20 protein-coding genes and 3 tRNA genes are annotated in these 24,379 nt (G+C 63.0%); 6 read left to right on the top strand and 17 right to left on the bottom strand.

Translation table 11 applies throughout. From position 1 onward, the window contains the following. Positions 1 to 38: 38 nt before the first annotated feature. From rseP to rpsB, 8 genes are all read right to left on the bottom strand, one after another. Positions 39 to 1,400: an RIP metalloprotease RseP gene (gene rseP, locus AC097L_RS16150; RefSeq protein ID WP_479587554.1), complete on the bottom strand. Its 1,362-nt coding sequence runs from the start codon at positions 1,398 to 1,400 to the stop codon at positions 39 to 41. Positions 1,401 to 1,420: 20 nt separating this feature from the next. After that, positions 1,421 to 2,593, bottom strand: coding sequence for a 1-deoxy-D-xylulose-5-phosphate reductoisomerase (ispC, locus tag AC097L_RS16145; RefSeq protein WP_479587553.1), 1,173 nt, complete (start codon positions 2,591 to 2,593; stop codon positions 1,421 to 1,423). Positions 2,594 to 2,602: 9 nt separating this feature from the next. Beyond that, positions 2,603 to 3,454 (bottom strand): phosphatidate cytidylyltransferase, encoded by an 852-nt coding sequence (locus AC097L_RS16140; protein WP_479587552.1) that lies wholly within the window; start codon positions 3,452 to 3,454, stop codon positions 2,603 to 2,605. Between the two features lie 9 nt (positions 3,455 to 3,463). After that, on the bottom strand, positions 3,464 to 4,186 hold the full coding sequence (gene uppS, locus AC097L_RS16135; protein WP_479587551.1) for a polyprenyl diphosphate synthase: 723 nt from the start codon (positions 4,184 to 4,186) through the stop codon (positions 3,464 to 3,466). Positions 4,187 to 4,301: 115 nt separating this feature from the next. Then, on the bottom strand, positions 4,302 to 4,862 hold the full coding sequence (gene frr, locus AC097L_RS16130; RefSeq protein ID WP_479587550.1) for a ribosome recycling factor: 561 nt from the start codon (positions 4,860 to 4,862) through the stop codon (positions 4,302 to 4,304). 31 nt (positions 4,863 to 4,893) lie between these two features. Continuing rightward, on the bottom strand, positions 4,894 to 5,616 hold the full coding sequence (gene pyrH / locus AC097L_RS16125; protein ID WP_479587549.1) for a UMP kinase: 723 nt from the start codon (positions 5,614 to 5,616) through the stop codon (positions 4,894 to 4,896). A 73-nt stretch (positions 5,617 to 5,689) separates the two neighbouring features. Beyond that, positions 5,690 to 6,613 (bottom strand): translation elongation factor Ts, encoded by a 924-nt coding sequence (gene tsf / locus AC097L_RS16120; protein ID WP_479587548.1) that lies wholly within the window; start codon positions 6,611 to 6,613, stop codon positions 5,690 to 5,692. 92 nt (positions 6,614 to 6,705) lie between these two features. Next, on the bottom strand, positions 6,706 to 7,464 hold the full coding sequence (gene rpsB / locus AC097L_RS16115; protein WP_295957737.1) for a 30S ribosomal protein S2: 759 nt from the start codon (positions 7,462 to 7,464) through the stop codon (positions 6,706 to 6,708). A gap of 198 nt (positions 7,465 to 7,662) precedes the next feature. Between rpsB and AC097L_RS16110 the strand changes: the two genes are divergently transcribed. The 3 genes from AC097L_RS16110 to AC097L_RS16100 all read left to right on the top strand — a co-directional run bounded on the left by AC097L_RS16110 (position 7,663) and on the right by AC097L_RS16100 (position 11,885). Further along, positions 7,663 to 9,033 carry an amidase gene (locus AC097L_RS16110; RefSeq protein WP_479587547.1) on the top strand — a complete coding sequence of 457 codons (1,371 nt, stop codon included), beginning with the start codon at positions 7,663 to 7,665 and terminating at the stop codon, positions 9,031 to 9,033. 93 nt (positions 9,034 to 9,126) lie between these two features. Then, positions 9,127 to 10,380: an FAD-dependent oxidoreductase gene (locus tag AC097L_RS16105; protein WP_479587546.1), complete on the top strand. Its 1,254-nt coding sequence runs from the start codon at positions 9,127 to 9,129 to the stop codon at positions 10,378 to 10,380. Between the two features lie 17 nt (positions 10,381 to 10,397). Continuing rightward, positions 10,398 to 11,885 (top strand): NAD(P)H-hydrate dehydratase, encoded by a 1,488-nt coding sequence (locus tag AC097L_RS16100; protein ID WP_479587545.1) that lies wholly within the window; start codon positions 10,398 to 10,400, stop codon positions 11,883 to 11,885. Between the two features lie 7 nt (positions 11,886 to 11,892). On the opposite strand, the gene AC097L_RS16095 is transcribed toward AC097L_RS16100, so the two are convergent. Both AC097L_RS16095 and rnr read right to left on the bottom strand, forming a co-directional pair. Next, positions 11,893 to 12,648: an SDR family oxidoreductase gene (locus AC097L_RS16095; protein WP_479587544.1), complete on the bottom strand. Its 756-nt coding sequence runs from the start codon at positions 12,646 to 12,648 to the stop codon at positions 11,893 to 11,895. Positions 12,649 to 12,661: 13 nt separating this feature from the next. Then, positions 12,662 to 14,977: a ribonuclease R gene (gene rnr / locus AC097L_RS16090; RefSeq protein ID WP_479587543.1), complete on the bottom strand. Its 2,316-nt coding sequence runs from the start codon at positions 14,975 to 14,977 to the stop codon at positions 12,662 to 12,664. Positions 14,978 to 15,106: 129 nt separating this feature from the next. On the opposite strand from rnr, the gene AC097L_RS16085 reads away from it, so the two are divergent. Both AC097L_RS16085 and AC097L_RS16080 read left to right on the top strand, forming a co-directional pair. Further along, positions 15,107 to 15,191 (top strand) — tRNA-Leu (locus AC097L_RS16085). A gap of 104 nt (positions 15,192 to 15,295) precedes the next feature. Then, a tRNA-Leu gene (locus AC097L_RS16080) sits at positions 15,296 to 15,380 on the top strand. A 94-nt stretch (positions 15,381 to 15,474) separates the two neighbouring features. Here AC097L_RS16080 and rimO read toward each other — a convergent pair. The 7 genes from rimO to AC097L_RS16045 all read right to left on the bottom strand — a co-directional run bounded on the left by rimO (position 15,475) and on the right by AC097L_RS16045 (position 23,480). Further along, complete coding sequence (gene rimO / locus AC097L_RS16075; RefSeq protein ID WP_479587542.1) at positions 15,475 to 16,890, bottom strand: 30S ribosomal protein S12 methylthiotransferase RimO; 1,416 nt, start codon at positions 16,888 to 16,890, stop codon at positions 15,475 to 15,477. Between the two features lie 28 nt (positions 16,891 to 16,918). Continuing rightward, the gene (gene phaR / locus AC097L_RS16070; RefSeq protein WP_479587541.1) at positions 16,919 to 17,452 is read right to left on the bottom strand and encodes a polyhydroxyalkanoate synthesis repressor PhaR; all 534 of its coding nucleotides are present in this window, start codon (positions 17,450 to 17,452) and stop codon (positions 16,919 to 16,921) included. A gap of 164 nt (positions 17,453 to 17,616) precedes the next feature. Continuing rightward, a tRNA-Val gene (locus AC097L_RS16065) sits at positions 17,617 to 17,693 on the bottom strand. A 48-nt stretch (positions 17,694 to 17,741) separates the two neighbouring features. Beyond that, positions 17,742 to 19,943 carry a RelA/SpoT family protein gene (locus AC097L_RS16060; RefSeq protein ID WP_479587572.1) on the bottom strand — a complete coding sequence of 734 codons (2,202 nt, stop codon included), beginning with the start codon at positions 19,941 to 19,943 and terminating at the stop codon, positions 17,742 to 17,744. A 49-nt stretch (positions 19,944 to 19,992) separates the two neighbouring features. Then, positions 19,993 to 20,919: an alpha/beta fold hydrolase gene (locus tag AC097L_RS16055; RefSeq protein WP_479587540.1), complete on the bottom strand. Its 927-nt coding sequence runs from the start codon at positions 20,917 to 20,919 to the stop codon at positions 19,993 to 19,995. A 136-nt stretch (positions 20,920 to 21,055) separates the two neighbouring features. Beyond that, positions 21,056 to 22,282, bottom strand: coding sequence for an SUMF1/EgtB/PvdO family nonheme iron enzyme (locus tag AC097L_RS16050; protein ID WP_479587539.1), 1,227 nt, complete (start codon positions 22,280 to 22,282; stop codon positions 21,056 to 21,058). A 49-nt stretch (positions 22,283 to 22,331) separates the two neighbouring features. Next, entirely contained in the window at positions 22,332 to 23,480 is a 1,149-nt protein-coding gene (locus AC097L_RS16045) for a carboxylate-amine ligase (RefSeq protein WP_479587538.1), read from the bottom strand. A gap of 359 nt (positions 23,481 to 23,839) precedes the next feature. On the opposite strand from AC097L_RS16045, the gene AC097L_RS16040 reads away from it, so the two are divergent. Further along, complete coding sequence (locus tag AC097L_RS16040) at positions 23,840 to 24,379, top strand: TRAP transporter small permease subunit (RefSeq protein WP_479587537.1); 540 nt, start codon at positions 23,840 to 23,842, stop codon at positions 24,377 to 24,379.

The raw sequence follows: 24,379 nt of genomic DNA, 5'->3' as shown, positions 1-24,379 counted from the left end.
AAATCTGATGCCGCACCAGGCGGGCAGTCAGGTAAATATTAGCCAAACAGGCGGTTGACATCGTTAAACAGTGCAATGGACATCATCAACAACAGCACTGCACCGCCTCCGCGCTGCAAGCGTTCCATCCAAGCGTCGGATACGCGTTTGCCTGTGACAGCCTCCCAAAGATAATACAACAGGTGCCCACCGTCCAAAATCGGGATGGGCAGGAGGTTCAGTACACCGAGGCTAACGCTAATCAGGGCCAAAAATACCAGGTACTGGGTAAAGCCCAGGCTGGCCGACTTGCCCGCGTATTCGGCTACCGACAAGGGACCGCTCAAATTCTTGATGGAGGCCTCGCCCACCAGCATGCGGCCCATCATGCGCAGGGTCAGGCCCGACACCTCCCAGGTGCGCTCCACGCCGCGCCACAGGCCGTCGAATACACCGTAGCGGATGGTCAGCATCTCGGGCGGCGCGCCCACATAGGCACTGATCCGGCCAATCGACTGCAGACCGTCGGGCTTCACGTCGGGGGTGACACTCAGATCCAGCCGCTGACCCGCCCGGTCAATCTGCCAGACCTGCGCCAGCGCCTGCCCGCCGGACAAAGAGCTGCGGATGGTGTCGCGCAACTGCTGGCCGTCCACAATCGGCGTGTTACCCACCCGCAGTACCAGGTCGCCACTGGCCAGGCCCGCGCGGGCACCCGCGCCGTCGGCCATCACCTCACCCAGTACCGGGCGGGTCCAGGGGCCAAGCACACCGATGGTGCGGAACAACTGGGCATCGGCATCCTGGGCGTGCAGCGGAGCCAGCGCCATCACCACCTCGCGCCGGGCACCTTGGTCAGACGTGGCTAACTCCAGCCGCACATCACGGCTGTCTAGCGCACCGCGGGTGAGCAACCAGCGCAGCGCGTCAAACGAGGCCAGATCTTCCAAATCTTCACCGTCCCAGCCCGCACGGGTGACGGTTTCACCGCCCCGGATACCGGCTTTTTCAGCCACCGAGCCGATGGTGGGGCTGGCCAGAACCGCCTTGGGCTCCTGCACCCCGCTCCAGTTGACCAGCGCGTACAGCAGTACCGCCAGCAACAGATTTGCCGCCGGACCAGCTGCCACGATGGCCGCACGCTTGGGCAGCGACTGGGTGTTGAAGGCCAGATGCCGCTCTTCGGCCGCCACCGGCGCTTCGCGCTCGTCCAGCATCTTCACAAAGCCGCCCAACGGAAAGGCACTGATGACAAATTCGGTCGGCGAGCCCTTGGGTTGCCAGCGCAGCACGGTCTGGCCAAAGCCGATGGAGAACTTCAGTACCTTGACCCCACAGGCCACGGCAACCCGGTAATGGCCGTACTCGTGCACCGCAATCAACAAGGCCAGCGCAACGATAAAAGCAACGATGGTCAGCATAAAAATCCTTAGTGGCGAATCTACAGACGGGACAGCGCCTGCTGCGCAACGGCGCGGGATTGGGCGTCCAACGCCAGCAAATCCTCCAGCGTCTGCGGCTTGGAGGGGCTGACCGCCTCTAAAGTTGCAAGATGGATCGCATGGATCTGGTCAAAGCGGATTCGCCGGTCCAAAAAGGCGGCCACCGCCACCTCGTTGGCCGCATTCAGCACAGCACAGGTGCCCGATGGGGCGCGCAGGCTCTCCCAGGCCAGTGGCAGGCAGGGAAAACGCTGGAAATCAGGCACCTCGAAGGTCATGGCCGCCATGTGGGAAAAGTCCAGCCGCGCCGTGCCGCTTTCAATGCGCTCGGGCCAGGACAGGCCATAGGCAATCGGCACCCGCATATCCGGCGTGCCCAGCTGGGCCATCACCGATGCGTCGTGGAACTGCACCATGGAATGGATGATTTGCTGCGGATGGATCACCACCTCAATCTGCTCGGGGGCCACGCCAAACAGGTATTTGGCCTCGATCACCTCCAGCGCCTTGTTCATCATGGTGGCCGAATCCACCGAAATCTTACGGCCCATGGCGAAATTGGGGTGGGTGCAGGCCTGCTCGGGGGTCACGTCGCGCAGGGTGGCCGGGTCGCGCGTGCGAAACGGGCCGCCGGACGAGGTCAGCATGATTTTCTCGATGCGCCGCGGCCACACCGCCGGATCTTCGGGCAGCGACTGGAACACCGCCGAATGTTCGCTGTCGATAGGCAGCAACAAGGCCCCGCCCTGCTTCACAGCAGCCAGAAACACATCGCCACCCACCACCAGCGCCTCTTTGTTCGCCAGCAACAAGCGCTTCCCCGCATGGGCTGCCGCCAGGCACGGGGCCAGGCCCGCCGCGCCGACGATGGCCGCCATGACCACATCGACCTCGGGATGTGATGCTACTATTTCAATAGCATCATGCGTAGACAAAACCTGCGTTAGAAGGCTATTTTGTTTAATTTTTTCGGCCAGCAGCACGGCATGCGGGGCACTGGCCATCACGGCGAAACGGGGTTTGAACTGCGCGCACTGCTGCAGCATCAGGTCCACCTGGGTGGCGGCGGTGAGGGCGAACACCGCATACCGGTCGGGGTGACGGGACACCACGTCCAAAGTGTTGGTGCCCACCGAGCCGGTGGAACCCAAAATCGTCAATTTTTGTTGCATGCCTGAAACCTAACCCACCAGCGAAACCAGCATCATCGCCAACGGCAGCGTGGGCAAGAGCGCATCCACCCGGTCCAGCACACCACCGTGGCCGGGCAGCAGGCCGCTGCTGTCCTTGACCCCGGCACTGCGCTTGATGAGCGACTCAACCAAGTCCCCCACCACGCTCATGGCCGCCATGAACAGTGCGGCCACCACCAGCAATACACCGCTCTGGTGCGCCAACCGGGTGTACAGGCTGGCCACGGGCGATGCCCAGGCGTTGTCGGCCCAGACCCACACACCCGCCAGCACCAAGACCCCCAGCATGCCACCGCACACGCCTTCCCAGCTTTTGCCGGGGCTGATGGCGGGAGCAAGTTTGTTTTTAAAGAATTTCGTGCCGAAAGCCCGGCCCGCAAAGTAGGCACCGATATCGGCGACCCAGACCAGCAGCAGCACCGACAGCAAAAAATTGGTGCCAATCACCCGCGCTTGGCAGATCGCCAACCACGCCAGCCACAGGGCGGCAAAGCCGACGATGCCGCGCACCACCTTGTCGATGTTCGCCCAGCCGCGCACGCCGTTGCGCAGCAGCCAGCCCCCGACCAGCACCCAGGCCGCGCCCGTAACGGTCCACAGCGTGGGCGTATGGGCCGTCAGCAGGCCCATGATCCACGACAGCAGGCAGGCAAACACCATGGCCATGGCCAGCGCCAATGACTTGGGTTGCGACATGCCGTTCATGCGGCCCCACTCCCAGGTGGCGGCGGCAATCGCGATGATGGCCAGCAGGCACAGGGGTTCGGGAGCCGGATAGAACAACGCAGGCAACAGAAAGGCCAGCAAAACCAGGGCCGTGATAACGCGTTGCAGCAGCATAGAGAGGACTCAGGTAGACGGAGCGGCAGCCACCTGCGCCGAGGTTTTGCCAAATCGGCGCTCGCGGCTGTTGTAGACGGCAATCGCCTCGTCCAGCGCAGCTTCGTCAAAATCGGGCCAGAGTTTATCGCTGAACACCAGCTCGGAATAGGCCGCCTGCCAGAGCAGGAAGTTGCTGATGCGGAACTCGCCGCCGGTGCGGATCAGCAGGTCTGGGTCGGGCGAATGGGCCAGGGCCATGGCGCGGTCCATGCTCTTTTCGGTGATGGGTTCACCCGCCGCAGCCAGCTTTTGGGCGGCCTGGGCAATGTCCCAGCGGCCACCGTAGTTGAAGCAGATGTTGAGCACCAGCTTGCGGTTGCCAGCGGTTTCTTTTTCGGCTTCGAGCAGGCCGTTGCGCACCTTGTCGGACAGGGCCGAAAGATTGCCCACGAAGTGCAGCTGCGCACCGTTGGCCTTGAGCTTCACCACCTCTTTGGCCAGCACGCTGACCATCAAAGACATCAGGCCCGAGACTTCTTCGGCCGGCCGGTCCCAGTTTTCGGACGAGAACGCAAACACGGTCAGCACGCCCACATCCCGGTCCAGGCAGGCCTGTACGCAGCGGCGCAACGCATCCACGCCTTGGTGGTGCCCGGCCAGGCGCGGCATGAAGCGCCGGTTCGCCCAGCGGCCATTGCCGTCCATGACGATGGCGATATGGTGGGGAACGCGGGCAGCAAGAGCGGACATCAAGGACGCAGCCGATTCAAGAACACCGCAGAACCGGCTTAGCCGGGTTGCTGGTGTTGCCCCCTGCAAGGGGGTTGGCGAAAAGCGCTTGCGCTGTAGCGTGGGGGTTTGCCATCTAAACCGCCATGATGTCGGCTTCTTTCGCTACGACCAACTGATCGACTTCGGCAATGTAGCGGTCGGTCAATTTTTGTACGTCGGCTTCGGCGCGCTTTTGGTCGTCTTCCGAGGCCAGTTTATCTTTCACCAGCTTTTTGATGGCTTCGTTGGCATCGCGGCGCACGTTGCGCACGATAATCTTGGCGCTTTCGCCTTCAGTACGGGCCAGCTTGGTGAGCTCCTTGCGGCGCTCTTCGCTCATGGCAGGCATGGGCACGCGGATCAGGTCGCCCATGGACGCGGGGTTCAGGCCCAAATGGCTGTCGCGGATGGCTTTCTCCACCTTGGCCGCCATGTTCTTTTCCCAGGGCTGCACGCCAATGGTGCGCGAGTCGATCAGCGACACATTGGCCACCTGGCTGATCGGCACCATGGAGCCGTAGTAGTCCACGTGCACGGTGTCCAGCAGACCAGGATTGGCACGGCCGGTGCGGATTTTGGACAGATTATTCTTGAACGCCACGATGGACTGGTCCATCCGGGCTTGCAAATTGGTTTTAACGTCGGCAATAGTCATTGTGATGCTCCTCAGTAGTCCAAGGTCTGAATTAGGCGTGGACCAAGGTACCTTCGTCTTCACCCATCACCACACGTTTCAACGCGCCGTGTTTGAAGATCGAGAACACCTTGATCGGCAGTTTCTGGTCGCGGCACAACGCAAAGGCGGTGGCGTCCATGATGCCCAGATTTTGCGACATCGCCTGGTCAAAAGTCAGCGTGGTGTAACGCGTCGCGCTGGGGTCTTTCTTGGGGTCGGCGGTGTAGACACCATCGACCTTGGTGGCCTTGAGCACGATTTCAGCACCGATTTCGGCACCGCGCAGGGCCGCAGCCGTGTCGGTGGTGAAAAACGGGTTGCCGGTACCGGCCGCAAACACCACTACCTTGCCCTCTTCCAGATACTGCAGGGCCTTGGGGCGCACATAGGGTTCAACCACCTGGTCGATGGCGATGGCCGACATGACGCGGGCGGTCAGACCGGCCTTGTTCATGGCATCGGCCAGCGCCAACGCATTCATCACCGTGGCCAGCATGCCCATGTAGTCGGCGGTGGCACGGTCCATACCGACCGAGCCGCCCGCCACACCGCGGAAAATATTGCCGCCACCGATCACCACCGCCACCTGCACGCCCAAACGGGTGATTTCGGCAACCTCTTCGACCATGCGCACGATGGTGTCGCGGTTGATGCCGAACTGGTCGTCGCCCATCAGCGCCTCCCCCGACAGCTTGAGCAAAATACGCTTGTAGGCTGGTTGGGCTTGGGTCATGGGAGAGGTCCTCGTAATGGTGGAAAAGTAGGTAATGGTAGGGGCAAAATAGGTCAGTATTGCGTCAGAAAAGTTAGGCCGCTGCCTTGGCAGCAGCCACTTGGGCGGCCACTTCGGCTGCGAAGTCGTCGACCTTCTTCTCAATGCCTTCACCCACCACAAACATGGTAAATGCCTTCACGGTGGTGCCAGTGGCCTTGAGCATTTGCTCCACCGTTTGCTTGTCGTTCTTGACGAAAGACTGGTTGAACAGCGAGACTTCCTTCAGGTACTTTTGTACGCCGCCTTCGATACGCTTGGCAACGATTTCATCGGACTGGACCGGCTTGCCAGCAGCCACAGCCACCGAAGCGTCTTCTGCGGCCTTGGCGGTTGCCACCGAGCGCTCTTTGGCGATCAGGTCGGCAGGCACGTCGGCGCTGGACAAAGCCACGGGCTTCATGGCGGCAATGTGCATAGCCACGTCTTTGGCAGCCACGTCGTCGCCTTCAAATTCAACCACCACGCCGATGCGCGTGCCATGCAGGTAACCGGCCAGCTTGGCACCGGTGCTGAACTGCTTGAAGCGGCGGAAAGTCATGTTTTCGCCGATCTTGCCGATCAGGCCCTTGCGCACGTCTTCCAGGGTGGGGCCGAAACCGTCCTGGGCGTAAGCCAGGGCGCTCAGGGCGGCCACGTCGGCAGGGTTGTTTTTGGCGATCAGTTCGACCGCGCCCTGGGCCAGTGCCAGGAAGCTGTCGTTCTTGGTCACGAAGTCGGTTTCGCAGTTGACTTCTAGCAAAGCGCCAGTGGTTCCATCAAAGTAGCTGGTGACCACGCCTTCGGCGGTGATGCGCGAAGCGGCCTTGCCCGCCTTGCTACCCAGCTTGACGCGCAGCAGCTCTTCGGCCTTGCCCATGTCGCCTTCGGCTTCGGTCAATGCCTTTTTGCATTCCATCATGGGGGCATCGGTTTTGCCACGCAGTTCAGCGACCATGCTTGCGGTAATTGCAGCCATATATTTCTCCGTCTTCAAAACAAAATTGGTTAAAAAAAAGGGGGCTTGCGCCCCTCTTTGATCGCAGCGGACCGCCGCGCCATGGGGAACGCTTAGGCTGCAGCAGCCTCGTTCACTTCCACGAATTCGTCAGCGCTTTCAGCAGCTGCCACGGCCTTGACCACGTCGTTGCCAGCGCTGTTGCGGCCTTCGATGATCGCGTCGGCGATGCCACGGGCGTACAGAGCAACAGCCTTGGAGGAGTCGTCATTGCCTGGGATCACGTAGTCGATGCCCTCTGGGGAGTGGTTGGTATCCACCACGCCGATGAGAGGGATGCCTAATTTGCGGGCTTCGAGGATGGCGATCTTGTGGAAACCCACGTCGATCACGAAGATCGCGTCAGGCAAGGTGACCATATCCTGGATGCCACCGATGTCTTTTTCCAGCTTCAGCATTTCGCGGGCGAACATCAGCTGCTCTTTCTTGCTCATCGCGTCCAGACCGGCTTCTTGCTGGATCTTCATGTCCTTCAAGCGCTTGATCGAGGTCTTGACGGTTTTGAAGTTGGTCAGCATACCGCCGAGCCAGCGCTGATCAACGAAAGGCACGCCTGCACGGGCTGCTTCACCGGCGACGATTTCGCGGGCTTGGCGCTTGGTGCCGACCATCAAAATGGTGCCACGGTTGGCGGTCAGCTGCTTGGCAAACTTGGTCGCTTCCTGGAACATCGGCAGCGATTTTTCCAGGTTGATGATGTGGATCTTGTTACGGTGACCGAAGATGAACGGGGCCATCTTGGGGTTCCAGAAACGGGTTTGGTGGCCAAAATGGACACCGGCTTCGAGCATTTCGCGCATGTTGACGGACATGGTATTTTCCTTAAGGTTGCGTCTAAAATCCAGTCCGATTTGCCACTGTAAAAATTGTCAACATTGACAAAATCTCACAGGGCAACACCTTGATGGACTGGTTTGCGATTTGTTCTACCAAAACAGCCAAAGCAGGTTTGACCGATCAGCAAAACCCAAGGAGTCTAGCACACTCCCTATCTACAGCAGATTCTCCGCATGCGCCCAGACCTCACCTCCACCCTCCATTCTCTGCAGTCCGGGCGCACCACTTCGGCGGCGCAGATGGCCCAGTCGGTTGCCATAGCCCAGTCGCCCGCCTGCCGCCATGTTTTTTTGCAAACCCGCTTCGATACGGCGCAGGCCCACGCGGAGCAGGCGGGTATGGCCAACAGCCCCCTGGGTGGGCTGGCGGTGTCGGTCAAGGACATGTTCGACGTGGCCGGTGACATCAGCACCGCGGGCTCCACAGCCATGGCTGGGCACGTAGCCGCGCTGGCCGACAGCCCGGCCGTGGCCCGGCTGCGCGTGGCAGGTGCCAGCCTGTTGGGCCGCACCAACATGACGGAGTTCGCTTTCTCGGGCGTGGGCGTGAACCCGCATTTCGGCACACCCGCCGCCTGGGATGGCCGCTACGACCAGGCCGCCGGGGCCCGCATGGTTGGGCCGTTGCCGCGCGTGCCTGGCGGTTCGTCGTCCGGCGCAGCGGTGTCGGTGGCCGCCGGGGCGGCCTTCATCGGGCTGGGCTCGGACACCGGCGGCTCGATCCGCATCCCGGCCGCACTGAACGGCATCGTCGGCTTCAAAAACACCGCCCGCCTGGTGCCCACCGCCGGTGCGGTGCCGCTGTCCAGCACGCTGGACACGGTCTGCGCCCTGACCCGCACGGTGCGTGACGCGGTGCTGGCACACGAAATCCTGGCCCAGCGCAAAGTGGTGCTTAGCGCGGCCCCGCTGTCCAGCTACCGGCTGGCCGTGGCACGCAGCGTCTTTTTGGACAACCTGGACCACACGGTGGCCCATGCGTTCGAGCGCGCCCTGCAGCGCCTGCGCGATGCCGGGGCCACGCTGGTGGAGATTCCGTTGGACGAGGTGCGCGAGCTCAACGCCATCCAGGCCACCGGCGGCTTTGCGGCGGTAGAGGCCTACATCTGGCACCGTCCGCTGCTGGCACGCGGCGGCCATGTCCGCGCCGCCTACGACCCGCGCGTGCTGGCCCGCATTGAGCGGGGTGCGCAAATGCGCGCCTTTGAATACGCCGAGCTGGTTGCCTCGCGCAGTGCCTGGATCGCCAAAATGCAAGCCGTGCTGCAGGGTTTCGATGCGGTGCTGTCGCCCACCGTGCCCATCGTCGCCCCGCCCATCGCCCACATGGCACCCGGCGTGGAGCGCGACGATGCCTTCTTCCACACCAACGGCCTGCTGCTGCGCAACCCTGGCGTGGTGAACATGCTGGACGGCTGCGCCATCTCCCTGCCTTGCCACGTGGCAGACGAGCTGCCCGTGGGCCTGATGCTGTGGCACGCCGCCCTGCACGACGACACTATTTTGAACCTGGCTTTACAGGCCGAGGCTACACTACAGTTTTAATAGCTAACAGCGCAGGTTTTATATGCGCTAACGGCACTTTTTATATAAATTTAGGTTTCCCATGTTGTTTGAGAAGATGCGAGCGTGTGCCGCATGAAAGTCGCCGTGATTGGCGCAGGTGTGGTGGGTACCAGCACCGCGTATGAACTGGCCGCCGACGGCCACCAAGTGACCGTTTTTGAACGCCGCAGCGCCGCCGCCGAAGAAGCCAGCTTTGCCAATGCGGGCCTGCTCGCTCCCGGAACCATCACCCCCTGGATGGCCCCCAGCCTGCTGGGCGCCATAGCCAGAGGCCTGTTCAGCCGCAACGCCTCGCTCCAGTTGGGCTGGGGCCTGACCGGCAGCGAACTCGCCTGGCTGTGGAAATGGCGGCGCGCCAGCCAGCCCGCCGCCTACCTGGCCCAGCACACCCGGTTGCAGCGCCTGGCCGCCTACAGCACAGAGCGCCTGCAATCCCTGACCCACCACCTGCACCTGGACTACGACCGCAGCGAAGGCAGCCTGCTGCTGCTGCGCACCGACAGCGCGCTGGCCCAGGCGCAGCCCGGCCTGCAGCTGCTGCGCGACGCGGGCGTGGCCTGGCAGCAGATCGACGCACCCGCCGCCCGGCGTCGCGAACCGGCGCTGCACACCGACACCCCACTGGCCGCCGCCATCCACCTGCCTGGCGATGCCGTGGGCAACTGCCGCCAGTTCACCATGCAGCTCAAGGCGGCAGCCCAGCAGTTGGGCGTGCAATTTGAGTTCAATCGCACGGTAACGCATATAGAATCTGCACCAGCAGCTACGGTTTCAATAGCAAATGAAACCGCGCCTTGCCGCTTTGACGCGGTGGTGGTGTGCGCCGGGCTGGCCTCGGCCGCCCTGCTCAAGCCGCTGGGCGTGCAGATTCCACTGGCGGCGGTGGTCGGCTATTCGCTCTCGGCCCACATCCGTGAACCTTTGAACGCACCGGTCAGCGCGGTGCTGGATGAGCAGTACCAGATCTCCATCGCCCGCATGGGCCAACGCGTGCGCGTGGCGGGCGGCATGGAGATCGGCAGCCGCGGCGATGCCAAAAACCCGGCCGCCATCGCCCGCCTCTACAAAGTGCTGTACGACTGGTTCCCCGGCGCGGCCCAACTGGCCAGCAATGTGCAAATCTGGAAAGGTGCCCGCCCCATGCTGCCCGACGGACCACCGCTGGTCGGCCCCAGCGGCCTGCCCGGCGTGTGGCTGAACCTGGGCCACGGTGCCTACGGCTGGGCCCTGGCCAGCGGCAGCGCCCGCGCCACCGCCGACCTGGTGGCCTGCCGCGCGCCCGAAGTAGACATGGAAGGCCTGGGGCTGGAGCGCCTGCGGCACTGAACACCGACAATCAGGACATGCAACGCATCACGCCTGACCGCGCCCGCCCCCTGTTCGACAGCGCCGCCACGCGCCGCATCGAGCAGGCCGCCATGGCCCCGCTGCCGCCCCACACCCTGATGCAGCGCGCCGGGCTGGCGGTGGCCCGGCTGGCCCTGGCGCTGGCCCCGCATGCACGCACGATCTGGATCGCCTGCGGCCCCGGCAACAACGGCGGCGACGGGCTGGAGGCCGCAACCCAGCTGCATCTGCGCGGTAAATCTGTGGTGGTGACCTGGCTGGGCACGGAGGCCAGCGCGCCTGCCGACAGCCTGGCCGCCCTGGCCCGCGCCCGTGCCGCAGGCGTGCCTTTTGCCGATGTGCCACCCACCGGCCTGGCTGCCCAGGACCTGTGCATCGACGCACTCCTGGGCATCGGCAGCAGCCGTGCCCCGGCAGGCACCATGGCCGCGTGGATCACCGCCATGAACGCCAGCCCCGCACCCACGCTGGCCATTGACCTGCCCACCGGGCTGCAGGCCGACACCGGTAGTTTTGCTATTCAATCCATAGCTAGCAGTGCAGATGAAATAAGCGGTAGCAGCATAATTTATGCCAAAACTACGCTATGCCTGCTCAGCCTCAAGCCCGGCCTGTTCACCGGCCACGGCCGAGACAACGCAGGCCAGGTCTGGCTGGACGATTTGGGCATCAGTGCGGGCAACGTGTCCACCGCCGCCACGGCCCAATTGGTAGGCACGCCCGTGCCCGCCTCCCGTACCCATGCTAGCCACAAAGGCAGCTACGGCGACGTGGCCATCCTCGGCGGCGCGCCGGGCATGGCCGGTGCCGCTCTGCTGGCTGCCAGCGCCGCGCTGCACACCGGAGCCGGGCGGGTCTTTGTGGGCCTGCTGGACGGTGGCAGCCTGGGTGTACACCCGCAGCAGCCCGAGCTGATGTTCCGCGCGCCCAGCGCCCTGGCCTTGCATGCGCTGGCGGTCGTGTGTGGCTGTGGCGGTGGCGAAGCGGTGCGCGCCCTGCTGCCCCGGGTGCTGGCCGAGGCGGCCCGGCTGGTGCTGGATGCCGACGCGTTGAACGCCATCGCCACCGACACCGCCCTGCAGGCCCAGCTGCGCGCCCGTGCCGCCCAGGGCCTGCCCACGGTACTCACCCCGCATCCGCTGGAAGCCGCGCGCCTGCTGGGCTGCAGCACCGCCCAGATCCAGGCCAACCGGCTCAGCGCTGCCCAGCAACTGGCCGACCGTTTCGCCTGCGTGGCGGTGCTCAAGGGTTCGGGCACGGTGATCGCCGCGCCCAGCCAGGTGCCGTGCATCAACCCGACGGGCAATGGAAGGCTGGCGACAGCAGGAACGGGGGATGTGCTGGCCGGCATGGTGGGTGCCCGGCTGGCCATGGGCCAGTACGCGGTGGTGGCCGCCTGCGACGCGGTGTTTGCGCACGGGCTGGCGGCAGACCAGTGGCCAGCAGGCCAGCCGCTGACAGCCAGCGCGCTGGCGCGGCTTTGACCGTGACCTAGCCGCGTCCTACAAAGGGCATCTTGGTGGCCATCACCGTGTGGAACAGCACGTTGGCCTCCAGCGGCAGGCTGTCCATGTAGAGCACCGACTTGCCGACGATGGCCACGTCCATTACCGGCTCGACCACCATCTCGCCATGGGGCTGCAAAACGCCGGTGGTCATGCGTTTGGTCATGTCAGTGGCAGCGTTGCCGATGTCGATCTGGCCTACCGCGATGTTGTACTTGCGGCCATCGAGTGCAGCGGCCTTGGTCATGCCACGCACGCCATGCTTGGTCGCCGTGTAGGCAATCGAGTTGGGGCGCGGTGTGCTGCTGGAGATGGAACCGTTGTTGATGATGCGGCCACCCTGCGGGCTTTGCGCCTTCATCACCCGAAACGCCTGCTGGATGCACAAAAACATGCCAGTGAAATTGACGTTCACCACGCTCTGCCACTGGGCCAAAGCCAGGTCCTCCAGCAGCACAGCGGGCGTGCCGGTGCCCGCGTTATTGAACAGCAAATCGACCCTGCCAAACTCGGCCACCGCCGCATCGAACAAGGCCTGTACGGCAGCGGGATCGGTCACGTCAGTGGGCACCGCCAGCGCACGCTCTGCGGCCCCGGATTCCAGCACCACCGCTTGCAAAGGATCCGCCCGGCGGCCCGCCAGCGCGACCCGGTAGCCATCGGCCAACAGCGCCAGGGCGACCGCGCGACCGATGCCGCTGCCTGCGCCGGTGACGATGGCGACTTTGGGGTGGTTCTGCATGGCCTGGTGTCCTCTAGCGGCGGGTGCGGGTTTTCTTCTTGGCCGCACCACCCTTGGCAGGGGCCTTGCCCGGGGCTTTGGCGGCGGCGCTGGCCTGGATGGGGCCGCGCTCGGCGTGGTCGCGGTCGCGGGGCGCACCGACTCCGGCTTTGCGGCCCGAGCGCTTGGGCACAGGAGCATCACCGCCAGAGCGGTTACCGCCTTCGCGCTGCACGCCCTTGTCTTTCATGGCGCGGTTGACCAGCTCTTCGCCTTCGCGGATCAGGCGGAAGTCGATCTTGCGGCCATCCAGGTCCACGCGGCTGACCTGGACCTGCACGCGGGTGCCGATGGCGTAGCGGATACCCGTGCGCTCGCCGCGCAGCTCTTGCCGGGCTTCGTCGAACTTGAAGTACTCGCCGCCCAGCTCGGTGATGTGCACCAGGCCTTCGACGTACATCGCGTCCAAGGTGACGAAGATGCCGAAGCCAGTCGCGGCAGTGACCGTGCCACCAAACTCCTCGCCCAGGTGCTCGCGCATGTACTTGCACTTCAGCCAGGCTTCCACGTCGCGGCTGGCCTCGTCGGCACGGCGCTCGTTGGCGCTGCAGTGCAGACCCGCAGCTTGCCAGGCCAGCGTTTCGGGACTGACCTTCTTGATCTTCATGTCGGGCTCGCCGACCTTCCCTTGCAGCTTGGAGGCCGCGCCCTTGCTCAGGCGCTTGGCCAGCTTGGCATGCGCTTCGCCGGGGGTCGGCAAGGTGGGCAGTTGGTACTTGCGGTGCGCCAAGATGGCCTTGATGACGCGGTGCACCAGCAGATCGGGGTAGCGCCGGATCGGGCTGGTGAAGTGGGTGTAGGCATCAAACGCCAGCCCGAAATGCCCGCCGTTCATCGGCGTGTAGATCGCCTGCTGCATGGAGCGCAGCAGCATGGAGTGGATTTGCTGCGCGTCGGGCCGGTCTTTGGTGGCGTTGGCAATGGCCTGGAACTCGGCGGTTTTCGGGTCGTCGCTGATCGACATGCCCACGCCGGTGGCCTTCAGGTAGTTGCGCAGCATTTCGATCTTCTCGGGCGTGGGGCCTTCGTGCACGCGGAACAGACCGGGGTGCTTGCCCTGGGCGATGAAGTCGGCGCTGCACACGTTGGCGGCCAGCATGGCCTCTTCGATGAGCTTGTGGGCCTCGTTGCGGGTGCGGGGCACGATCTTTTCGATCCGGCCGCCTTCGTCGCAGACGATTTGCGTCTCCACAGTTTCAAAATCCACCGCACCGCGCACCTTACGGGCCACCAGCAGGGCGTGGTAGACGTCTTGCAAGTTCAGCAGGTCGGTGACGCGGTCCTTGCGGCGCGTGGCCTCCGGGCCGCGGGTGTTGCCCAGAATCGCCGCCACTTCTGTGTAGGTAAAGCGTGCGTGGCTGAACATCACCGCCGGGTAAAACTGGTAGGCATGCACATCGCCCTTGGCGGTAACCAGCATGTCGCAGACCATGCACAGGCGTTCCACATCAGGATTCAGCGAGCACAGACCGTTAGACAGCTTCTCGGGCAGCATGGGAATCACGCGGCGCGGAAAGTACACGCTGGTGGCCCGGTCGTAGGCATCCACGTCGATGGCCGAGCCGGTTTCCACATAGTTGCTAACGTCGGCAATCGCCACCAGCAGGCGCCAGCCCTTGCCACGGCCGACCTTGGCGGGTTCGCAGTAGACGGCATCGTCAAAGTCGCGGGCATCTTCGCCGTCGATGGTGACCAGGGGCACGTCGGTCAGATCGACGCGGTTCTTTTTGTCCTGGGGACGCACTTTGTCAGGCAAGGTGCGGGCCAGGGCGATGCAGGCATCGGAAAATATATGCGGCACATCGTATTTGCGCACCGCAATTTCGATTTCCATACCGGGGTCGTCCACCTCGCCCAGCACTTCCTTGACGCGGCCCACGGGTTGGCCAAACAGCGCGGGCGGCTCGGTCAGCTCAACCACTACCACCTGCCCGGCTTTGGCGCTGCCGATGCCAGCTTTGGGAATCAGCACGTCCTGGCCGTAGCGCTTGTCTTCGGGGGCGACCAGCCAGATACCACTTTCTTGCAGCAGGCGGCCGATGATGGGCTGCGGGGGGCGCTCAACAATTTCCACTACCCGGCCTTCGGGGCGACCTTTGCGGTCGCTGCGCACAATGTTCACCTTGACCCGGTCCTTGTGCAGCACAGCACGCATTTCGTTGGAAGGCAGATAGATGTCAGACTCGCCGTCGTCGCGCAGTACAAACCCGTGTCCATCGCGGTGACCCTGGATGGTGCCTTCGATCTCGTCCAGCAGGCCGCTGGTGTGGCTGGTCGTTTTGATAAGCATTCTCTCTTTACTAATGTGCCCAAAGGGTAGCAGAGCTGTAGCGTAGCTCAGAAAAAGCAGTTGATTTCACAAGCCTTCGGCTTAGCATTCAAAATCGCCGTTTTGCCCATGTTATACTTTAACTCGTGGGCCCAGATGGCGAAATTGGTAGACGCACTGTGTTCAGGTCGCAGCGCTGCAAGGCGTGCTGGTTCGAGTCCAGTTCTGGGCACCACACCTTATCTTGAATAAAAACCGCTAGGCAATTAGCGGTTTTTTTCTGGTTAAAAATCTGTAAAATACCTATTGCAGACCGTAAGAGTTTTTAGAGTTTCGTGGGCCCAGATGGCGAAATTGGTAGACGCACTGTGTTCAGGTCGCAGCGCTGCAAGGCGTGCTGGTTCGAGTCCAGTTCTGGGCACCACAATCCACTCGAGAAAAAGCCGCTAAGAACTTAGCGGTTTTTTTTTGCCCATTTTTTGGCCCGTCCAATTTGCATCGGGCAGGCCAGGCTTTGTCTAGATCGGCAGCGCCACCAGGTCGTGGCCTTGCGTACCGACAATGCGGGCCTTGGTGAACTCACCGACCTTCAAGGTTTTGCTGATTTTCTCGGGTGGCAGTAGGCGCACGATGCCGTCGATCTCGGGCGCGTCGGCGTAACTGCGGCCAATACCGCCCTTTTTACCCATGCCGGGCGCGGAATCCACCAAGACCTGCATGGTGGCACCCACGCGCTTGAGCAGCTTGGCGGCAGACACTTCTTCGGCCACGGCCATGAAGCGGGCGCGGCGCTCTTCACGCACCTCGAAGGGCAACATGCCGGGAATGTCGTTGGCGGCCGCCCCGTCTACCGGGCTGTAGGCAAAGCAGCCCGCGCGGTCAATCTGGGCTTCGCGCATGAAATCCAGCAGGTGCGCAAATTCTTCTTCGGTTTCGCCCGGAAAACCAGCGATGAAGGTGCTGCGGATGACCAGTGACGGACAGGCTTCGCGCCAGCGCTGGATGCGTTCCAGGTTTTTTTCGCCACTGGCCGGGCGCTTCATGCGCTTGAGCACGTCGGGGTGGCTGTGCTGCAAGGGCACATCCAGATACGGCAGCACGCGGCCCGTAGCCATGAGAGGAATAATTTCATCCACACTTGGGTACGGATAGACGTAGTGCAGACGCACCCAGGCACCATAGGGCTCGGCGATATCGGCCAGGGTTTGCACCAGCTCCAGCATGCGGGTCTTGACAGGTTTGCCGTCCCAGAAACCGGTGCGGTATTTCACGTCCACGCCGTAGGCAGACGTGTCTTGGCTGATCACCAGCAGTTCTTTCACGCCGCCTTCAAACAAGGCCTTGGCATCGCTGAGCACATCGCCAATATTGCGCGACACCAGATCGCCCCGCATCGACGGGATGATGCAGAAGGTGCAGCGGTGGTTACAGCCTTCGCTGATCTTCAAGTAAGCGTAATGCCGGGGCGTTAGCTTGATACCCGCCGTACCAAAAGCGTTGGGCACCAGGTCCAAAAAGGGGTCATGCGGCTTGGGCAGGTTGGCATGCACGGCATCCATCACCTCTTGGGTGGCATGCGGACCGGTAACAGCTAGCACGCTGGGATGCATTTGCCGCACCAAGTTACCACCGGAGTCGCCCGCTTTGGCACCCAGGCAACCGGTGACGATGACGCGGCCATTGGTGGCCAACGCTTCGCCAATAGTGTCCAGGCTTTCCTTAACGGCATCGTCAATGAAACCGCAGGTGTTGACGATCACCAGGTCTGCACCCTCAAAGGTTTTGGAGGTTTGGTAGCCTTCGGCGCTGAGCTGGGTAAGGATGAGTTCGGAATCGGTCAAAGCCTTTGGGCAGCCCAGGCTGACGAACCCGACTTTGGGTATTTTGTTGGGGGCTAATAGGGGAGAAATTAAGGGGGAAATTGCTTCAATCATCCCTGTATTGTCGCCGCCCTCGCCTATTTCAGGGTTTCAGGCCAAAGCTGCCCAGCATTTGGGCGGTCTGTTTTTGCATTTGCTCCTGCATTTGCACAAAGACGTTTCTGGACTGCTCGACGTAAGTGCCCATCATGCCCTGCATAGCAGGCGACTGTAGTTTCAGCATTTGCGCCCAGGCCTCGGGTGTCATGCCCTTGGCCCGCTCGCCCATGGTGGACTGCAGATCGACAAAGGTTTGCACGTTTTTTTCCAGGTACGGCCCCAGAAAACTTTGCATGGTGTTACCGTAGAAGCGGATCATGTTGGCCAGTGCCTGTTCGGTAAACATGGGAGCGCCACCGGCCTCTTCTTCCAGAATGATTTGCAGCAGGATGGCACGGGTCAGGTCGTCGCCAGTCTTGGCATCAATCACCTGCACAGGCTCGCGCTCTATCACCAGCTTTTTGACCTCGGCCAGGGTGATGTAGGTCGACGTATCCGTGTCGTAGAGGCGACGGTTGGGATACTTCTTGATGACGCGGTGGGCGGTCGGCGCGCTGTTCGGAGAATGGCTGGGCACTGCTGTCTTTCAGGGTGTTGGCGTTGCTGGCGGCGTGGGAGGCACTTTACTGCACTGCAGCATATTTTAAAAAACCACCGCGCAGAATGCTTCAAGGATTACCCTAAAAACAGCGGCCACAAAACCAAAAGCCCTGTACATCACCGATGTACAGGGCTTGAATTTGGTAGGCGCGAATGGACTCGAACCATCGACCCCCACCATGTCAAGGTGGTGCTCTAACCAGCTGAGCTACGCGCCTAAAGCTGCTAAATGCAGACCACTAGTATAGCATGGGTTTTGAGCGCAATCACCGCCTGCGTGCCGAACGCACACCGGCCACGCCCGACACCACGCCCAGCACCTTGGTCAGGCGGGCGGCATCGGCTACTTCCACGGTGAAGGTCATCCAGGCCGTGCCTTTAACCGACTGGGTTTGCACACCAATGACGTTCATCTTCTCTTTGGTGAAGACTTCGGAGATGTCGCGCAGCAGGCCCTGGCGGTCGGCGGCCTGCACCGACACATCCACCGGGTAGACAGATGCCCCTTCTTTTTTACCGCTGCCCCACTCCACCTCGATCACGCGCTCGCCATTGCGCACCGACATTTCACGAAAATTACTGCAATCGGCACGGTGGATGCTGACACCCTTGCCGCGGGTGATGAAGCCCACAATCGCATCTGGCGGTGCGGGCTTGCAGCACTTGGCCAGCTGCGTCATGAGCGACTCCACGCCCACCACCAGCACACCGCCCTTGGGCGAAGTCTCGGGCGTACGGGCTTTCTTGAGCAGCAGGTAGTCGTCTGGCGCCAGCACCGGCTCGGGCGGGCGCAGCAAAATTTCGATAGTACGCAGCGAGAACTCGTCCTTGCCCACCACCTCAAACAGATCGTCGGCCGACTTAAAGCCTAGCCGGCCGGCCAAGTCGTCGAGTTTGATGGCGGTTTTGCCTTCGCGCTGCAACAGCTTTTCCACCGCCTCGCGGCCACGCGCCACCGTGGTGTGCATGGCGGCGGCGTTGAACCAGGCGCGGGCTTTGGCCCGAGCGCGGTGGCTGACCAGGTAGCCCAGCTCGGTGTTGAGCCAGTCGCGCGACGGCCCGCCCTCTTTGGCGGCGGTAATTTCCACTGTCTGGCCGTTTTGCAGAGGAGTGTTCAGCGGCACCTGCACGCCGTCCACCTTGGCACCGCGGCAACGGTGGCCCAGGCTGGTGTGCACGCTGTAGGCAAAGTCCACGGCGGTGGAGCCCGCAGGCAGCTCGACCACCGCGGCATCGGGGGTCAGCACGTAGATGCGGTCGCTCAGCACGTCAGCGCTTTGCGGCGCAGCACCGGACAGGTCGCGCTCCCAGGCCAGCAACTGGCGCAGCACAGCGATCTTGGCGTCGTACTCGCCACTGGCCGACACTCCGGCGTAGCCCTTGGTACCGGCCTCCTTGTAAGCCCAATGGGCAGCCACCCCGTGTTCGGCATGGTCGTGCATGGCCTGGGTGCGTATCTGGATCTCGATCGGCAGGCAGGCCACGCCGTCCACCATTTGCTGCACCACGGTGTGCAGCGACTGGTAGCCGTTGCCTTTGGGCTTGGCGATGTAGTCGTCAAATTCTTCGGCCATGGGTACGAACCGGGCATGCACCCAGCCCAAGGCGGCATAGCAGTCGGGCACACTGGGCACGATTACGCGCAGGGCGCGGATGTCGAACAACTGGTCAAAGCCCAGCGACTTGCCACGCATCTTTTTGACGATGCTGTAGATGTGCTTGGGCCGCCCTTGCACGACCGCCTTGATGCCCTGGCTGGTCAGCTCGGCCTCCAGGCTGGCGCGCAAATGCTCCATGTTGGCTTCGCGCTCGACCCGCTTCTCGTCCAGCAGGCGGGCCACCTGTTTGTAGGTGTCGGGCTCGGTGAAGCGGAAAGACAGGTCTTCCATCTCCCACTTGATCTGCCAAATGCCCAGGCGGTTGGCCAGCGGCGCAAAAACCTGCAGCGACTCGCGCGCCAGGCCAGGTGACACCGGGGTTTTGCTGGCGGCGCAATAGCGCAGGGTTTGCAGGCGCGAGGCCAGGCGCAGCATCACCACCCGCAGGTCGCGCGAGAAGGCCAGCAGCATCTTGCGTACGTTTTCGGTCTGCACCAAGGGGTCGTCTACTAGGTGGGCCGAGGTTTCGGCCCCGCGCGACAGGCGCTGCACGCGCATCAATTGCGTGGTCTCTACCGCGAGCGCAGCGAAGTTGGCCCCGAAGGCCTTGGCAATGACTTCTTGCGGCTTGTTCAGGTGCACGCAGGCGTGGACCAGGTAGCTGGCGGCCTGCATCGCCTCGGAGCCGCCCACCAGGCGCAGGATGGCAGCCACGGCATCGGCATGGGCCAGGGTGTTTTCGCCAGTGTCCAGCACTTCGTCGGCGATCAACGGCTCGGCAAAATTACGCGCACGGGCCAGGGCGTTGGCTTGCTCGGGCAGGGTCTGGGCGGTGACCGCCACCACGCCGGGTAGCCCCTCCTCCAGCATGGCCATGGCAGGTTGCGCGGTCTGCAAACTTTTCATCCAGCGGACTTTCTCAAGGCTGTAAAAAATCGACGACCGCAGCGACCTGGTCGTCCGCCACAAAAGTGGGCGCATGGCCTACGCCTGCAAATTCCACCAGCCGGGCTTTCGGGCCGCGCTGGGCCATGGCCTGCGCAGTGGCCGCCGACAGCAAATCCGACTCAGCCCCGCGCAGCAGCAGCGTGTGCGCCGTGATCTGGTCGTACAGCGCCCACAACGCAGCCTCGCCTGCGGCAGCGGATTCGGCAGTGAAGCTACCAAACGCGGCGGCCAGTGCCGGGTCGTAGTGCAGGGTCAGCGCCGGTTCACCCGCCACCAGGGGCCGCACCATGTGCTGCGACAAAGCCAGCCACTGGGCGGGCGTGTGCGGGCCGAAGCTGCTGGAGATCGCCCACATCGCGTCGGCGGCCTGCTGCAGGGTGTCAAAGCGCCCGGTTTTGCCCAGGTAGCTGCCGATGCGCTGCAAGGCGGCCACGTCCAGCGTGGGGCCGATGTCGTTCAACACCAGGCGGCGCACCGGTACGGGCAGCGGCAAGCCGGGCGTGCCCAGCAGCGCCATGCCGATCAGCCCGCCCATGCTGGTGCCCAGCCAGTCCAGCGTGGAAATAGGCGCTTCACCGTGCACCTGGGTCAGCAGCGCCAGCATGTCGCCCGCGTAGGTGGGGAGCTGGTAGGCCTGGGGATCTTGCAGCCAGTCGCTCTGGCCGCGGCCCACCACGTCGGGGCAGATCACTCGGGCAAAGCGGCTGAGTGACCGGGCCAGTACGTCGAAGTCGCGGCCCTGGCGGGTCAGGCCGTGCACGCAGACCACCACGTGGGGGTTGGCCGGATCGCCCCACTGCCAGTAGGCCATGCGGTGGCCGGTGGGGTCGGGAATGTTGGTATGGGTTTTGGCGGCGGCACCGGGGCAGGGGACGTAGCACAGGCGGGGTTCGGTCATGGTGAAGGGCGTTGCGGGCATGAAGGTGAAGCCATCCTAATCCAACTGGCAGCAGCAGCCAGCAAGCAGTAAATTTATAAAAAAAGTGCTTCTAGCGCATGTTCCATCTACGCTAACAGCTATTTTTATATAGCAATTACATCGCACATGAGCGAAAGCCCACAAAGCGTACGTCGTCACCGGGCAAGGCAAAGCCACGGAACTTGGGGTGCTTCATGCGGGCACGGGTGGCAAACGCCGCGCCGCGCAGCACTTTGGCCTGGCCGAACCAGGGAACGGAATAGGCCATCCACGGGTCGGCGCTGAAGCCCGGCCAGGGGCGGAAGGTGTTGGCCGTCCATTCGTGCACATCGCCCCAGCGAAAGCCTTGGCCTGCGGCACCGATAGCAGCGCGCTCCCATTCCACCTCGCTGGGCAGCCGCCGCCCGGCCCAGCGGCACCAGGCATCGGCTTCCCACCAGCTCACATGCATGGCGGGCTGGGTGCCGGGCACACGCAGGCGCTGGCCAAAGCGGGTTTGCAGCACCGCGCCGCTGGCCACGCCGATCTGGTCCACATAGCGCGGGCCGCGCCGCCCCTCCCCTTCGGCCAGGGCTTGCAGCCAGGTCCAGCCCTCAGGCAGCCACCAGGCTGCGTTGTCGTAGCCACCGTCATCCACAAACTCGACAAACTGGGCCCAGGTAACGGGTTGCGCGTCGATCTCAAAGGCGGGTACGGCCACCGGGTGGGCCCATTTTTCGTTGTCAAACACAAAGCCACCGGGTGGCGAGCCTAGCTGCCATTCGCAGGCAGGCAAGGCTAGCGGGTCGCGCGGCTGCGGGCTTCCCGGCGAAGGCAGTTGCAAGGGCACGCCGTGCACCTGGGCCAGGGTGATGAGCTGCTCGCTGCGCAGGTCTTCGTGGAACAGGGCCAGGCGGTAGAAATACAGCGCGTCGTCGTTTTCGGCGGTTTTCTCCAGCAGCTCCAGCGTGCTTTCCAGGGTGTGCAGCAGGAAGTTTTTGGTGGTGGCCAAGTCGGGCATGGCCGAGGGGGCGCTGCGGTCTCGGTGCTCGGGGTTCCACCATCGGTCGGCCTCAGGCTCGATGGACGCCAGGCGGGTGGGCTGGAACGGGCAAGCCGCGCCGCGCCCACGCTGGGTGTTGCGGCCCAACCAGGCCTCGGCCATCCAGCCGATATGGCCTGCCAGCCAGCGCGGCTGCAAACCGTCTGCGGTCAAGGTGGGGGCCGACTCAAACTGGTCGAGCAGGTGCAGGGTATGGTTGCGCGCATCCATCAGCGCTAGAGACAGCAGGTCGCGACCCGCCCGGCGCATGGTGGGCGAATCCAGGTGCTGGGGCAGCACATGCGGTGTGCGGATAGACATATGCCATTATTGCCTGGGATGCGGGAAATCCAACCTCCACCCCACACGCCTATGCCAGCAGACGCGCGCAGTGTTCGCGCGAATTCACCGCGTATTCCAGCGGGCCGGGCTGCCAGTTCGCCATGCCGGGAGAGGCGTTGAGGATGTTGTCCCAGGTCTCGCGCATGGTGTCGCAGTCTTGCGCGTTTGCGGCCTGCTGGTGCAGGCTGCGGATTTTGCGCATGTCGGCATCGCACGGGGGGTGCGCTTCGATGCGCTCGACCAGCATCGCCAGCCATTGCCGGGCGGGCATCCATTCGCACACCGCCGGGTTGAACAGCCGGGCGTCCATGCCGTCGCGGCAGGCCATGAAGCGGCTGACGCGCTCGGTGTTGTAGGGGATGGCGATCGGGGCATAACCCAGTTGCCCATGCAGAGCCAGGGCCGCGCACGCCCGGGTGAAGGCAGCCAGCGCAACCGCCTTGCGCACGCTCAAGGGCGTGTCAAACACCCGCACTTCGACGGTGCCGAACTCGGGCTTGGGGCGCACGTCCCAGTAGATGTCCTTGAGCGATTTGGCCAGGCCAGCATCAAATATCTCTTGGGCGATGGTCTGGAACTCGGCCCAACTGGTGACCCGCGGCATCGGGCCACCGTAGGGGTAGACCAAGGGCTCCAGGGGCCGGGCGGCGCAAAAACCGGTGTCCACCCCTTGCTGGAACGGCGACGCGGCCGCCAGGGCGATAAATAGAGGGCACAGGCTTTGCAGCACATTCGCCAGCTGGATGGCTTCTTCCTTGCCGGGCACGCCGATGTGGACGTGCATGCCGTAGGTGGAAAAGCGTTTGGGCAAAAAACCGTATTTGGCTTGCAGTTCGGCGGCGCGCTCGGTTTCGGTGAATTCGCGCTCGTTCCAGAACTGCAGGATATGGGTGCCGCCGCCGCGCAGATCGGCACCTTGGCGGCGGGCGATTTTCTTCAGGGTCAGCACGTTTTCACGCGTTTCCGCCTCCAGGGCATCGGCATCCTCGTGGATTGAGCTGGTGACCTCCATGGTGGAGAGCGTGGCTTCCAGCGAAAACCGCTCGTGCTCGGGCAGCACTTCCAGCTCGGTCCAGAGCTCGGCGCTGCAGGGCGAGAGCTGCCCGGTGGCTTCGTCCACGAGTTGCAGTTCCAGCTCCATGCCGAATGTGAGTGCTTTTGATTTTTTGAAATCCATGCCTTGGCTCCTTATGGTGCGATGGGGTTAATGGGTCTCTCCAACAGGGTGGAAGAGCAGAGATGGGCCACCTAGTACACAGCGCGGTGCAGGGGTCGTGGGCCTTGTTGGCAATCGGTTTTGGTTTGCCAGATAGCGGCAATGGGGTTGCCGATGGGGGTATCACCGTATCCTAAAAGTGCCTATTCACCAAGAATAGTTCCAAAGTCCCTGCGCTATCGGGGGCCTTGCAAAGGTATCATCATGGGCTCTAAAACGGCGGTCACAGGGCGCATCGAACGCCCCCGCAGCGTCCGAATAGGAGGCTTGCCGCCATCCTGATAATGCGCCGTCCAACCATAAAACTACCGGAGACACCCGTGTCAGCACTTCTCAAATTCGCGCTTGGCATGGATTGGATCAGCGCGCAAATGGGCCGACTCGCTACCTGGGCGGTTTTGGCCGCAGCCCTGATATCGGCGGGCAATGCCTTTGTGCGCTATGGGCTGGACATCAGCTCCAACGGCTGGCTCGAGATCCAGTGGTACCTGTTTGCCACCACGGTGATGCTGGGCGCACCCATTGTGCTCAAGCTCAATGAGCATGTGCGGGTTGACATCTTCTACGGCAAGCTCAAGGGCAACGGCCCGGTCTATGTGGATTTGTTCGGCCTGGTGGTCTTTTTGTTGCCGGTGATGGCTGCGATTGCCTGGCTGAGCTGGCCGCTGTTCATCGGCATGTTCCGCTCGGGCGAAATGTCCAACAACGCCGGTGGACTGATCCGCTGGCCCGCCATGCTGCTGCTGCCGCTGGGCTTTGCGCTGATGTTTCTGCAAGGGCTGTCTGAAGTCATCAAGCGCATCGCCTATTTGCAAGGCAAATTCCAGATGGATATGCACTACGAAAAGCCGGTGCAGTGA

The sequence above is a fragment of the Rhodoferax sp. RT5P35 genome (genome assembly GCF_056521385.1).
Note: the sequence above shows the minus strand (reverse complement) of the source record. Positions and strands in the feature narration are given on the sequence as shown.